A 12,791-nucleotide genomic window follows, 5' to 3' on the forward strand; every position below is an offset into this window, starting at 1 on the left:
TCGGGTCGGTCCGGATCTCGGAACGATCGTGACCGGACGGCCGGACCCGTCGGTTTCAGGGACGGGGGATGTTGCGCAGGTTCGCCTTCGCCATGTCGATCATGCGCCCCACCCCGCCATTGAGCACGATCTTGCTCGCGGCGAGGGCGAACCCCTTCACCTGTGCCCCGCTGACGCTCGGAGGCATGGCGAGCACGTCCGGGTCGGTGACCACATCCAGAAGGAAGGGGCCGGGGGTCGCGAAGGCCGTGGCGAGGGCCTCCCGTACGTCCGAGGGATTCTCCACCCGCAACGCCCCGATCCCGGCCGCGCCGGCGATCGCCGCGTAGTCGACGGGGGCGTGGTCGGTGCCGAAGTCGGGCATCCCCTCCACCATCATCTCCAGCTTCACCATGCCGAGCGAGGAGTTGTTGAACACCACCGTCTTCACCGGCAGATCGTGCTGCCGGACGGTGAGAAGCTCCCCGAGGAGCATGGCGAGCCCGCCGTCCCCGGAGAGCGAGACGACCTGGCGGCGCCGGTCCGCGAACTGGGCGCCGACGGCCTGCGGGAGCGCGTTGGCCATGCTTCCGTGCACGAACGAGCCGATCACACGGCGACGCCCGTTGGGGCTGAGGTAACGGGCGGCCCAGACGCAGCACATCCCGGTGTCCACGGTGAACACGGCGTCGTCCGCGGCCAGTTCGTCGATCAGGTTCGCGACGTACTCGGGGTGGATCGGGAGGTGGTGCTCGATGTCGTGGGTGTACGCCTCCACGACGTTCTCCAGCACCTTCAGGTGCTTGCGCAGCGTCTTGTCGAGATGGCGGCGGTCCGTCTTCTGGGCGACATGGGGCAGCACCGCGCGGATCGTCGCGCCGACGTCGCCGTGCACGGCCAGCTCCAGCGGGGTCCTGCGGCCCAGCCGTCCCGCGTCGTGGTCGATCTGGATCGTCCGCGCGCCCGGCAGGAAGTCGTCGTACGGGAAGTCGGTCCCGGCCAGCACCACCAGATCGGCGTCGTGCATCGCCTCGTGGCAGGCGCCGTACCCGAGCAGCCCGCTCATCCCCACGTCGTACGGGTTGTCGTACTGGATCCACTCCTTGCCGCGCAGCGCGTGCCCGACCGGCGCCAGGACGCGCCCGGCCAGCGCCATGACCTCGTCGCGGGCGTGACGCGTCCCCGCGCCGCAGAACAGCATCACCTTCTCGGCGCGGTTCAACGCCGCCGCCAGCTCGGCCACCTGGTCGGCGGGAGGTACGACCGTGCCGGTCGTGGTCAGGAAGTCGTGCTCGCCCGCGGGATGGACGGCGGACAGTTCCGCCACGTCACCGGGAAGCACCACGACGGAGACGCCACCGAGGCCGATCGCCTGCTGGACGGCGGTGCGCAGCACCCGGGGCATCTGCTCGGGTGTGCTGATCATGTCGCAGAAGTGGCTGCACTCCACGAACAGCCGTCCGGGGCGGGTCTCCTGGAAGAAGCCCGTACCGATCTGTGCGGAGGGGATGTGCGAGGCGAGCGCGAGCACCGGGGCACCGCTGCGGTGGGCGTCGTAGAGGCCCTGGAGCAGGTGGGTGTTACCGGGCCCGCAACTGCCCGCGCAGACCGCGAGGCGCCCGGTGACCTGTGCTTCGGCCGAGGCGGCGAACGCCCCGGCCTCCTCGTTCTGCACGTGGATCCACTCGATGCCGCCGGCCTTCCTGATGGCGTCGACCACCGGGTTCAGGCTGTCGCCCACCACCCCGTAGATCCGTTCCACCCCGGCCTGGCGGAGAACCTCGATGAACTGCTCGGCGACGGTCGCCATGGTGCCCCCTCATGTCTGGCGTCACCGGGGTACCTCACCGTATTTCGCCGGATCACTCAGGATCGCCCGGGAAGAGTCAGGGGTGCGGCCGGCCGCGTGTATCGGGGGACCTGTGTCTCGCGACACAGCATCGTTCATATATCGAACAAAAGTTCTTTATGCGTACAGAGTGTAACCGGAGGGATAGGTTCTCCAGAGAAGACGGCCAGGTCCGGCCGGATGCCTGTCACTTTCCGTGGCACCCTACTTACCATGCGGACGAGGTAACCACTCTCGGAAGGGGCCAGATGACCGGGCAGAACTCGGCGACCGCGTCCGACTACGTCTTCGACAACGACGGGGACCACTCGTCCGACCAGCACCACTACCTCGCCCGGCTTCTCGACCCGCTCACGTTCGAGCGTCTCGCCCTGACCGGTGTCGGGCCCGGCTGGAGGTGCCTGGAGGTCGGGGCGGGCGGTGGCAGCGTGGCCCTCTGGCTGGCCGAACGGGTGACGCCGGGTGGACACGTGCTGGCGACCGACATCAAGCCCGGCCTGATCCCGTCCAGACCGGGGCTGACCGTGGCCCGCCACGACATCGTCACCGACCCGCTGCCACAGGACGCGTTCGACCTGATCCACGCCCGGCTCGTGCTCAGCCACCTGCCGCAGCGCCGCCAGGTCCTGAGGCGCCTGCGCGCCGCGCTGCGGCCCGGCGGCCGGCTGCAGCTCGACGAGATCGACATCACCCGCTGGGTGGCGCCGCCCGCCTCCGGCGGGCGCGAAGGGGAGGTGTACGGGATCTACGTCACGGCCATGGCCCGGGTCCTGGGCGCGGCGGGTAGCGATCCGACCTGGGGGAGTGTGGCCGCGCGGGATATCGCGGCGGCGGGCCTGGTCGACATCGACCAGGTGCGTTGGACCGAGGTGTGGGAGCGCGGGTCCGCCGGGCTCGGCCTCCTGATCAGCAACAGCCACCATCTGGAGGACCATTTGACGGCGGCGGGGATGACCTCGGGGCAGCTCAGGGAGGTCCGGGAGGTCATGTCGGCTCCGGGCTTCAGCGCCCCCTCCTTCGAGATTCACTCGGTCCTCGCCCGCAGGCCCGACGACGACTGAGCGCTCCGCGAGGGGTGCGGCGGCCCGGCGTCCCGCGGGATCCGAGACGACCGGGAGTCCTCAGGGGGTGAGAATCCGGCGAGGGCACCCGGTCCGCCGGAGAGGGGCCTCGCGCCTGACCGGCGGTCGATCGGCGGATGGTGACGAAACAGTCTCAATCCGTGGCGACGGCGGGGAACGCTCACTAGCGGGCGACACCCGGTGTGAGCTGGGCGATCGTCAGAAATCCCGCTTTTATGGATAAGAAACCGCCCTACCCACCCTGAACATTGATATTCAATCTTCGCTCTGGTGACTTGAAGCGTGATAAGTCCCATGGGCATAGTGTGTCGAATCACACACGCACCAGTCGCGGCGTGCGACCGCGGGGCCCGTCCGGCCTGCGGGCGCCGGCCAGGCGCAGGAACCGCGGATTGGAAAGTCCGAATGAGCAACCCCCCTCCGATTCGCTCGAAGATCCTCGCGATCCTGCTCCTTCCCATCCTCTCGCTGATCGTCCTCTGGGGATTCGTCGCCTACTCGACCGTCGCGCAGGTCGCCGGCATCGCCCAGACCCAGAGCCGCTGGGAGGTGATCGGAGAGCCGATCCGGCGGTTGATCTTCGAGATCCAACGGGAACGCCAGATCTCCGCCGAGTCGGCCGGTGCCACCGCCCAGAACGAGACACTCTCCAAGCAGCGGCGGGTCACGAACGTCCAACTGGACCGGGTACGCCAGGCGGTCGCGTCCGCCGAGGCATACGAGCCCGACAACGCCCCGACGGACATCCGGGCGTTGATCGCGGCGATGGAAGGGCTCAGCCAGGTCCGTACCCTCGCCGACCGCGGTGCGCTCAGCCCCGTCCAGGTGACCGACGGCTACAACGAGTTCGTCGGCGTCGCCAACCAGCAGATCGGTGACGCCACCGCGATCGCGGACCTGGAGGCCTTCCGTAACGTCCGCGGCATGGGCGCCTACAGCACCACCGCCGAGTTCACGAGCAGGGAGCACGCCGTCCTCACCGCCGCGCTGAAGCGTGGCGCGATGACGCCCGCGGAACACGCGGCCTTCGTCTCGGCGATGACCAGCCGGAGAAACTACCTGGTCTACGCGGAGCGGGACATGAGCCCGGACCTGCGGGCCGATCACGAGACGTTCCTGCAGAGCCCCGCCTACAAGCGGTTCACCGCGGGCGAGGAGAGGATCTTCTCGTGGAACCTCGCCGGTAAGCCCCCGCTGGACGCCGCCGAGTGGAAGCGTGACGCCGAGGCTGTTCTCACCGCCGTCAACAAGCAGAGCGTGCAGGAGTTCGCCCGCTCGGCGACCAGGGGCGAGGCGCTCAGGAACGACACCTACCTGCGGATCGGGCTGATCCTGGGACTGGGCCTGCTCGCGATCGTCGTCTCCATCCTCGCCTCCTACCGGTTCGGCCGCTCCCTGATCGCCGAGCTCAAGCGGCTCCAGGCGTCCGCCGTGGAACTGGCCGAGGAGCGGTTGCCCCGGCTGGTGGAGCGGTTGCGCAGGGGCGACGACGTGGACCCGGCGACCGAGGCCCCCGAGCTCGCTCCCGCGAGGACCGCCGAGGTCGACCGCGTCGTGCACGCGTTCTCCGCCGTGCGACGCACCGCGGTGGAGGCCGCGGTCGGCCAGGCGACGCTCCGCAAGGGCGTCGGCCTGGTCTTCCTGAACCTCGCCTGGCGCAACCAGGCGCTGCTCCACCGCCAGCTCACGCTCCTCGACACGATGGAGCGCCGCGTCGAAGAACCGGAGATCCTGGAGGATCTCTTCAAGCTCGACCACCTGACCACCCGCATGCGGCGGCACGCGGAGAACCTGATCATCCTGTCCGACGCGGCTCCGTCCCGCAGGTGGCGCGACCCGGTGCCCATCTTCGACGTGGTGCGCAGCGCCATCCTGGAGGTCGAGGACTACACCCGCGTCACCGTGCTCCCCATGCCGCACGCGCCGCTGCTGGTCGGCGCCGCGGTCACCGACGTGATCCACCTGATCGCCGAGCTGGTGGAGAACGCCACCACCTTCTCGCCGCCTAACACCGCGGTCCACGTGCGGAGCATGACCGCGGCGAACGGCTTCGCGCTGGAAGTCGAGGACCGCGGCCTGGGCCTGAGCCAGGCCAACCTCGACGAGCTCAACGCCAAGCTCGCCGACCCGCCGGAGTTCGACCTGGCGGACAGCGACAGGCTCGGCCTGTTCGTCGTGGCGAGGCTCGCCGCCCGGCACGGGATCAAGGTCGTACTGCGCCCCTCGCCGTACGACGGCACCACCGCGATCGTGTTGCTGCCGCAGAGCCTGCTCGCCACCTGCGAGTCGCTCGCCGCCGAGACCATGCCGAACCGGGCGCGTCAGGACGGCGCGCACCCGGGCGGACCGGCACGGGCGCTGAGCGCGACATCGGAAGACTGGCCCAGGGCACTCTCCGGCACGCAGGACCACGAGGTGGTCCACACTCCCGAGACCACGTCGGGCTGGTTCCCCACCCAGGAGCGGCGCGAGGCTCCCGCAACCCCCTCCTCGATACCCGTGCGGCGGGCCGTCTTCATCCCGGACACCGACGACGACCTGGACGGGCTGCCGATGCGGGTACGGCAGGCTAACCTGGCCCCTCAGCTCCGCCAGACACGCTCCCCCGAGCCGTGCGACACCACCGCGCGAACTCCCGAGGAGCTCTCACACCTCATGTCCTCCATGCAGCGAGGCTGGCAGCAGGGTCGCAGCCATGCGGAGCAGGAAACGGACGTGTGGAAGCGAAAGGACGGCCACTCCGATGCCCGACACCAGATCTGAACTGAGCTGGTTGCTCGACGACCTGACCCAGCGGGTCACCGGTATCCGGCACGCCATCGTGCTGTCCGCCGACGGCCTGGCGATGGGCGGCTCCCGAGGGCTGACCCGGGAGGACGCCGAACACCTGTCCGCCATCTCGGCGGGAAGCCACAGCCTCGCGCTGGGCGCTGGGCGGCATTTCGGCCTCGGCGGCGTACGGCAGACCATCATCGAGATGGAGGGGGGTTTCCTGTTCGTCACCGCGGCGGGACAGGGAGCCAGGCTGGCCGTACTCGCCGCGGGCGACGCCGAACTGGGCATGGTGACCTACGAGATGGCGCTGCTGGTCAAGCGCGTCGGCGAGCATCTGTCCGCTCAGCCGAGGGGAGCCGCCCCAGCGCCCTCTTGGAACGGTACGAGGACGTGATGGGGGAGGATCCAGGGCCTCTGGTCAGGCTCTTCGGGGTGACCGGAGGCAGGGCGCGCCCGGTCGGGGAGAGCTTCGACCTGGTGGCCATCGTCACGACCGTCGAGGTGCCCTTCGAGCCGGTCGGGCTGATGCCCGAACATCTCAACATGCTGTACGCATGCCGTCGGCCCACCACCGTGGCCGACGTCGCCGCGCATCTCAAGCTGCCACTCAACATCACCCGCGTACTCCTCAGCGAGCTGCGACGCGAGGGCCTGGTCACCATCGACAAGCCCCGGCCGATGGGGAAGACGATCGACGAACGCATCTACAGGGAAGTGCTGCATGGAATACGCGGCCTCTGAGCCGGGCATGCCCCCGGGCGACACCCCCGCGATGGCCATCAAGATCCTTGTCGCCGGTGGTTTCGGAGTCGGCAAGACGACCATGGTCGGCACGATCAGCGAGATCAGGCCTCTGCACACCGAGGAACTGCTGAGCGAGCGCGGCATCCACGTGGACGACACCGCGGGCGTGGAGTCAAAGATCACCACGACCGTCGCGCTGGACTTCGGCCGGATCACCATCCGCGACGGGCTCTGGCTCTACCTGTTCGGCACCCCGGGCCAGGACAGGTTCTGGTTCATGTGGGACGAGCTGTCCGTCGGCGCCCTTGGCGCGGTCGTCCTCGCCGACACCCGGCGCCTGCAGGACTGCTTCCCCGCCGTGGACTACTTCGAGCAGCGCGGGCTCCCGTTCGTCGTCGCGGTCAACTGCTTCGACGGCGCGCGCCGGCACGACCCGATCAAGGTACGGCGGGCACTGGGCCTGGACGGCGTGGCACCGATCATCCTCTGTGACGTGCGCAGGCGCGACTCGGTCAAGGAGGTGCTGACCACGCTGGTCACCTACGCGGCGGGAGGCGCGTTCCAGGCGGCCCACGCGGGCGCCTGAGACCCGTCGCACCCGCGTGAACCTCCCCTGACCGTGTCGCCGAGCGTACGATCGCGGCGTACCGGAGTACGGGTTCGACCAACGCCGCCACCGGAGGGCCGCCCCTGTGAACACGGAGAACACGAGCGTGGAGGTCGTGAGGACGGGGGACCCGGAGAAGGCGGGCGCGGGTGCGAAGGCCGGCCTCACCGGGGGCGGGCTGCTCAGCGGGCTGGGAACGGGGAGCCAGGGGACCCCGGCGGAGGCGTTCAACGTGGTCCGCGCCGACGAACTGGAGGGCAGGGTCGCCCTCGTCACCGGTGGCGGCAACGGCATCGGCGCGGGAGTGGCCCGGCGGCTGGCCGAGGGCGGTGCCCGCATCGTCCTCGCCGACATCGACGACGTCGCGGGCGGCAGGCTCGCGGACGAGCTGGGAGCGACGTACGTCCACTGCGACGTGTCCCGGCCGCAGGACAACGAGACGGCGGTGGCGACCGCGGTCGAGCGGTACGGCAGGCTCGATCTCGCCTTCCTCAACGCGGGCATCGCCTCGGGCTGCGGCCTGGGGGAGGACTTCGACATCCGGCGCTACCGCCTGGCGATGGGTGTGAACCTCGACGGCGTCGTCTTCGGGGCGCACGCCGCGATCCCCGCCCTGCGGGCGTCGGGTGGCGGCACGATCGTGGCGACCGCGAGCATGGCGGGCATCGTCGGCATCCCGTCCGACCCCGTCTACGCCGCCAACAAGCACGCCGTCGTCGGACTCGTCCGCTCGCTCGGCGAGGACCTCAGGCCGCACGGCATCAGGGTGCAGGCGCTCTGCCCGTCCTTCGCCGACACCGCGATCCTCGGCGAGAGCAAGGCGGTGCTGGAGGGACTCGGCTTCCCGATCCTCGACGTCTCGTCCGTCGTCGACACCTTCCTCCGGCTGCTCGACAGCGACGGCACCGGTGAGTGCTGGTTCGTCGTCCCCGGCCGCGAGAGCCAGCCCTTCGCCTTCCGTCGGGCCCCGGGACCGCGTACCTGATCCGAACGGTCAGGGCCGACGGGTCGCGTAGCCGGACCGAGTGGGCCGGGCCGACGGCGCGCCTGTCGGCGGCGTGGATACGACGTTCTCGTCGTCGGCGAAGAGGAGGCGGACGGGGAGCGGCCCCGCCCGCCGGGCCGCGACACGCTCAACGGCCACGGCGATCTCCCTCACGCCGGCGATAACCGAACGTAAGATCGCGAATGTGAAGAGTAGCCGCAGGGTGATCCCGAACCGGGAGGCGGCATCCGGCGGGCTCCGCCGCGTCCTGCTGCTGGCCGGGCAGTTGAGAGTCGGTGGCACCGAGAAGCAGATCTTCCTCCTGGCCACGGGCCTGGCCCGCGACGGCGTGAAGGTCGACGTGGTCACCCTGCACTTGGGAGGTCCGTACGGTGACGCGCTCGAACGCGCCGGCGTCCCCGTGCACAACGCCGGGTTCACGGCGTTGTCGACGGGAATCACCGCTCTTCCCCGCAACCTGCTCGCGGCGGTACGCCTCGTCAGGTTGGTACGGCGGCTCAGGCCGGACGTGCTCCACGCCTTCCTGTACCACGCCTATGTGATCGGCACGCCGATCGCCTGGCTCGCCCGGGTCCCCGTCATCGTGGCGGGACGACGCAGCCTGAGCCTCTTCAAGAGGCTCCCGTACGGGATCCACGCGCTGGAGCGCCTCGCCGTCCGGCTGACGCGGCACGTGGTGGCCAACGCCGTGGCCGTGGCGGAGGACGCCAGGAGGGTGGAGGGTCTCGCCCCGGAGAAGATCAGCGTGATCTACAACGGGCTCCCCGAGTCGGCCTTCCTGCCCGTCACGCCCGCGTCGATCGCGACCGACCTGCCGGTCGTGTGCTGCGTCGCCAACCTGATGACGTACAAGGGCCACCGCCACCTCATCGAGGCGATGGCGCTGCTGGCGGACCGGGGTACGCCGTGCACGCTGGTGCTCGCGGGAGAGGGACCTGAGCGCGACGCACTGACACCGCAGGCGGAGAGCCTGGGGGTGGACCTGCGCCTCCTGGGCCTTCGCAGGGACGTCCAGGCCCTGGTGCACCGGGCGTCGGTGGTGGTGCTCGCCTCGCTCCAGGAGGGGATGAGCAACGCGGTCATGGAGGCGATGGCGGCGGGCAGGCCGATCGTCGCCACCGCGGTGGGCGGCACCCGCGAGCTGCTGAACGGGCGCGGGCTGCTGGTCCCCCCGCAGGATCCCCGGGCACTGGCCGACGCCCTGGAGCGCGTGCTGCGCGACCCTCGCCTGGGAGCGTCCCTCGGCGGCGCCGCCCGCGCCTGGGCACTGGACAACCTCCGCGTGGACTCCATGATCGACCGGCATCTGACGCTGTACCGGCGCCTTCTGGAGGAGCGATGTGCGCGATAGCCGGTGCCGTCTGCCCGGACGGGGTGAACCCGAACACGGTCCGCGACATGTGCGAGACGATCGCGCACCGCGGCCCCGACGGCGGCGGCCTGCACGTGGAGCACTCGGCCGTGCTCGGCACGCGCCGCCTCGCCGTCGTCGACGTGGCCGGTGGCGACCAGCCCGTCTACAGCGAGGACGGCCACGTCGTCGCGGTGTTCAACGGCGAGATCTACAACTTCGCCGAGCTACGGGCCGAGTTGCTGGCCAAGGGACACCGCCTCGCCGCGAACGGCGACTCCGAGTGCCTGGTCCACCTGTACGAGGAACACGGCGACGCCCTCGTTCACCGCCTGCGCGGCATGTTCGCCTTCGCCCTGTGGGACGGGCGCAGGCGAAGGCTGCTGCTCGCCCGTGACCGGGTCGGCAAGAAGCCGCTCTACTGGGAGACGAGGTCGGGCTCGCTGCGTTTCGCCTCCGAGCTGAAGGCGCTGATCCGTGACCCGAGCCGGCGCGGCGAGATCGACCCGGTCGCCCTGCACCACTATCTGACGTTCCAGTACGTGCCCGCCCCCTGGTCGATCTTCGAGGGGATCGGCAAGCTCCCGCCGGGCTCGACCCTGGTGTGGCAGGAAGGCCGGGTGCGCGTCGACCGCTACTGGCGGCTGGACGCCACCCTCCGCCCGGTGGCCGCCGTGGAGGAGGAGGCCGAACGGCTCCGCGAGCTGCTGCTGGAGGCGACCCGGCTGCGGATGACCGGCGAGCGCCCGATCGGAGCCTTCCTGTCGGGGGGCGTCGACTCCTCCGCGGTCGTCGCGGCGATGGCACGGCAGTCCTCGCGGCCGGTCCGCACCTTCTGCGTCGGCTTCGAGGAGGCCGCCTTCGACGAGCGCGCGCACGCCGGGGAGGTGTCCGCCCTCTACGGCACCGACCACTCCGAGCTCGTCCTCTCCGGCGCCCCGCTGGACGTGTTCCCCACCCTGGCCTGGCACTTCGACGAGCCGTTCGCCGACTCCTCGGCGATTCCCAGCCTCCTCGTCGCCCGGATGAGCGGCCGGGAGGTGACGGTGGTGCTCAACGGGGACGGTGGGGACGAGTCCTTCGGCGGCTACCGCCGTTACGCGCTGCTGCGCTGGATCTCCCGGCTGCGGATGCCGTCGGCGGCGTCACCGCTGCTGGGCGCGGCGGGCAGGAGCGTGCAGGCCCTGTCGCGCCCGGGATCGATGCTCCGCAAGGCGGGGTGGGGCATGGAACTGGCCGGACTGCCGACGGCAGGCGGATACACACGCCTGATGTCCTACTTCACCGAGGAACAGAAGTGGCAGGTCTACACCCCGTGGCAGCGTGGCCGGGTGGCGGGCGTCCACAGCGGCGACATCATCGAGCGGGCCTTCGAGGAGTCCTCGGCGGGCTGTGACCTCACCCGGGCCATGGACGTCGACGTCAACACCTACCTGCCCGGCGACCTGCTGGTGAAGACCGACATCAGCACGATGGCCTACTCGCTTGAGGCGCGTTCCCCCTTCCTGGACCACGTCCTGATGGAATGGGCCGCGGGCCTGCCGGGGGAGTTGAAGGTCCGTGGCGGTACGACGAAGTACCTCCTCAAACACGCCCTCGCCGGCTGGCTGCCCGCCCACCTGCTGAGGCGCCCGAAAATGGGGTTCGGGGTGCCGCTCGCCTCCTGGCTCAGGAGCGGGCTGCGTCCCCTCGCCCACGACCTGCTCACCGACGCCACCGCCCGGGACCGGGGGATCTTCGATCCGAAGGTCGTCGCCCGCCTGCTCGCCGAGCACGCCGCAGGCCGGGACCACTCGAAGCGCATCTGGGCGCTGCTGCAGTTCGAGCTCTGGCACCGAACCCACCTGCCGGAACAACCCGCCGTACAACCGGTCGCACGATCGACCGAACAGTCCGTCGTACAACCGGTCGGGCAGCCGGTCGCACGACCTGCCGCACGACCGGTCGGGCAGTCGGTCGCGCGACCTGCCGCACGACCGGTCGGGCAGTCGGTCGCACGACCTGCCGTGGAACCGGTCGCACGATCGGCCGAACAACCCGCCGTACAACCGGCCGAGGACCGTTGTCGGCGACCGCGGCTCACGTGAGTGCCACGGTCGCGACGGGGCGCGGCGGAGACGCGACCGCCACTCGCCTGGCCCACCTGCTCCTCACCCACCTCACGCTCACCGTCGCCGGAGGACTCACCAGCGTGATCGTGGCCCGCGCCCTGGGACCGGGGGACCGCGGCGCCTACTGGGTGATCGTCACCATCGCGACCACGGCGGCGGCGATGGGAAACCTGTCGGTGGAGAAGTCACAGACGGCGCTGTGGACGCGGGAGGAGAATCGGCCCGCGATCGCGGCGAACTCCCCGTGGCTGGGGCTCGCCGTGGGCGCGGTGGCGGCGGGGATCGCCTTCCTCGCGGTCGCGCCCCTGCCGGGCGTCGGCGCCGACCGTTCCACCCTGGCCTGGGGGCTGGCCGCGGTACCCGTCATGACGACGATCGTCTACGTCAACAACGTGCACGTCCTGCGCGCCCGCACAGGGGTCGTCAACCGGGGCTCGCTGGCCGGAGCCGCCCTGCAGTGCTCCGCCCTGGCGGCCCTCGGATTTCCCGGATGGCTCACCGTCGAGGGAGTAGTGATCGTCTGGGCCCTCTCCTTCGTGGTGAACCTGCTGCTCCTGCTGCCGTCCCTGCCCTTACGCCGCCCGCGCGAGGGGCGGCTGGCCGCCCGTACGCTGTCGTGCGGGCTGCGCTACCACCCGGGGTACGTCTGTCATTTCCTGCTGCTGCGGCTCGACGTCCTCATCCTGAACGCGATGAGCACGCCCGCCTCGGTGGGGATCTACTCCATGGCGGTGACACCGGCCGAACTCCTGCGGGCGATGACCGGCGCGGTGGTTCAGGTCGCCCTGCCCCGGCAGATGGAGTCGAGCCGGGAGGCGGCCGCCGCGTACACGGCGCGGACGATCCGGATCACCGCCGTCCTCGCCGCCTCGTCACTCGCCCTCCTCTGCCTGACGGGGCCGTTCCTGGTGGTCGCCGCGGCCGGTCCGGCCTTCGCCGGGTGCGTCGTCCCGATGCTGGTGCTCGCACCGGGCGTGGCCGCCGCCGCGACCGCGGCCCCGGCCGCGGCCTACCTGCTCCGCCTCGACCTGCCGCTCGTCACCTCGCTGATGTACGGCGCGGCGCTGTCGGCGAACCTCGTGCTGAACGTCCTGCTCATCCCCGAAGCGGGTGTCGCGGGGTGCGCCCTGGCGTCCACGATCGCCTACACGGCCCTCGCCGCGACCCAGCTGGTCTGGTTCGCGCGATCAGTGGGAGTGCCCCTGCGGAGGTTGAGCCCGGGGGCCGCCGAGGTGCGCGAGATCGCCCACCGGGTCCGCGGACTCCTGCGCGTCGGCTGATCCGACT

Annotated in this window: 11 protein-coding genes; 9 read left to right on the forward strand and 2 right to left on the reverse strand. The window is 70.7% G+C overall.

The window, feature by feature from the left end:
- Positions 1-55: 55 nt before the first annotated feature.
- A complete protein-coding gene (locus tag ABZ664_RS18055; RefSeq protein WP_362510419.1) occupies positions 56-1,789 on the reverse strand; it encodes a pyruvate dehydrogenase in 1,734 nt (577 codons plus the stop codon).
- A gap of 287 nt (positions 1,790-2,076) precedes the next feature.
- Between ABZ664_RS18055 and ABZ664_RS18060 the strand changes: the two genes are divergently transcribed.
- The 6 genes from ABZ664_RS18060 (at position 2,077) to ABZ664_RS18085 (ending at position 8,021) form a co-directional block, all read left to right on the forward strand.
- A complete protein-coding gene (locus tag ABZ664_RS18060; protein WP_362510422.1) occupies positions 2,077-2,889 on the forward strand; it encodes a class I SAM-dependent methyltransferase in 813 nt (270 codons plus the stop codon).
- 426 nt (positions 2,890-3,315) lie between these two features.
- The gene (locus ABZ664_RS18065) at positions 3,316-5,673 is read left to right on the forward strand and encodes a nitrate- and nitrite sensing domain-containing protein (protein ID WP_362510425.1); all 2,358 of its coding nucleotides are present in this window, start codon (positions 3,316-3,318) and stop codon (positions 5,671-5,673) included.
- Positions 5,654-6,079 (forward strand): roadblock/LC7 domain-containing protein, encoded by a 426-nt coding sequence (locus ABZ664_RS18070; RefSeq protein WP_362510428.1) that lies wholly within the window; start codon positions 5,654-5,656, stop codon positions 6,077-6,079. Before ABZ664_RS18065 ends, ABZ664_RS18070 begins: the two co-directional genes overlap by 20 nt.
- Positions 6,079-6,426 (forward strand): DUF742 domain-containing protein, encoded by a 348-nt coding sequence (locus ABZ664_RS18075; RefSeq protein ID WP_362510431.1) that lies wholly within the window; start codon positions 6,079-6,081, stop codon positions 6,424-6,426. The genes ABZ664_RS18070 and ABZ664_RS18075 overlap by 1 nt, the downstream gene beginning before the upstream one ends.
- Positions 6,407-7,015, forward strand: coding sequence for an ATP/GTP-binding protein (locus tag ABZ664_RS18080; protein ID WP_350941467.1), 609 nt, complete (start codon positions 6,407-6,409; stop codon positions 7,013-7,015). The genes ABZ664_RS18075 and ABZ664_RS18080 overlap by 20 nt, the downstream gene beginning before the upstream one ends.
- Before the next feature lie 136 nt (positions 7,016-7,151).
- Positions 7,152-8,021 (forward strand): SDR family NAD(P)-dependent oxidoreductase, encoded by an 870-nt coding sequence (locus ABZ664_RS18085; RefSeq protein ID WP_362510434.1) that lies wholly within the window; start codon positions 7,152-7,154, stop codon positions 8,019-8,021.
- Between the two features lie 9 nt (positions 8,022-8,030).
- Here ABZ664_RS18085 and ABZ664_RS18090 read toward each other — a convergent pair whose 3' ends face one another.
- The gene (locus ABZ664_RS18090) at positions 8,031-8,180 is read right to left on the reverse strand and encodes a hypothetical protein (protein ID WP_362510437.1); all 150 of its coding nucleotides are present in this window, start codon (positions 8,178-8,180) and stop codon (positions 8,031-8,033) included.
- A 46-nt stretch (positions 8,181-8,226) separates the two neighbouring features.
- On the opposite strand from ABZ664_RS18090, the gene ABZ664_RS18095 reads away from it, so the two are divergent.
- The 3 genes from ABZ664_RS18095 to ABZ664_RS18105 are packed head-to-tail and all read left to right on the forward strand — an operon-like array spanning position 8,227 to position 12,784.
- Positions 8,227-9,393: a glycosyltransferase gene (locus ABZ664_RS18095; protein WP_362510439.1), complete on the forward strand. Its 1,167-nt coding sequence runs from the start codon at positions 8,227-8,229 to the stop codon at positions 9,391-9,393.
- Positions 9,381-11,480, forward strand: a complete 2,100-nt coding sequence (gene asnB, locus ABZ664_RS18100; RefSeq protein ID WP_362510442.1) for an asparagine synthase (glutamine-hydrolyzing) — start codon at positions 9,381-9,383, stop codon at positions 11,478-11,480. The genes ABZ664_RS18095 and asnB overlap by 13 nt, the downstream gene beginning before the upstream one ends.
- Complete coding sequence (locus ABZ664_RS18105) at positions 11,477-12,784, forward strand: polysaccharide biosynthesis C-terminal domain-containing protein (RefSeq protein ID WP_362510445.1); 1,308 nt, start codon at positions 11,477-11,479, stop codon at positions 12,782-12,784. Before asnB ends, ABZ664_RS18105 begins: the two co-directional genes overlap by 4 nt.
- Positions 12,785-12,791: the final 7 nt, after the last annotated feature.

This window comes from Streptosporangium sp. NPDC006930, assembly GCF_040635605.1.
GTDB lineage: Bacteria > Actinomycetota > Actinomycetes > Streptosporangiales > Streptosporangiaceae > Streptosporangium.

Excerpts from the sequence above, each read along its gene's own strand:
- ABZ664_RS18070 (WP_362510428.1), top strand. The coding sequence starts at position 5,654 with ATGCCCGACACCAGATCTGAACTGAGCTGGTTGCTCGACGACCTGACC.
- ABZ664_RS18075 (WP_362510431.1), top strand. The coding sequence starts at position 6,079 with ATGGGGGAGGATCCAGGGCCTCTGGTCAGGCTCTTCGGGGTGACCGGA.
- ABZ664_RS18060 (WP_362510422.1), top strand. The coding sequence starts at position 2,077 with ATGACCGGGCAGAACTCGGCGACCGCGTCCGACTACGTCTTCGACAAC.
- ABZ664_RS18055 (WP_362510419.1), bottom strand. The coding sequence starts at position 1,789 with ATGGCGACCGTCGCCGAGCAGTTCATCGAGGTTCTCCGCCAGGCCGGG.
- asnB (WP_362510442.1), top strand. The coding sequence starts at position 9,381 with ATGTGCGCGATAGCCGGTGCCGTCTGCCCGGACGGGGTGAACCCGAAC.
- ABZ664_RS18065 (WP_362510425.1), top strand. The coding sequence starts at position 3,316 with ATGAGCAACCCCCCTCCGATTCGCTCGAAGATCCTCGCGATCCTGCTC.
- ABZ664_RS18080 (WP_350941467.1), top strand. The coding sequence starts at position 6,407 with ATGGAATACGCGGCCTCTGAGCCGGGCATGCCCCCGGGCGACACCCCC.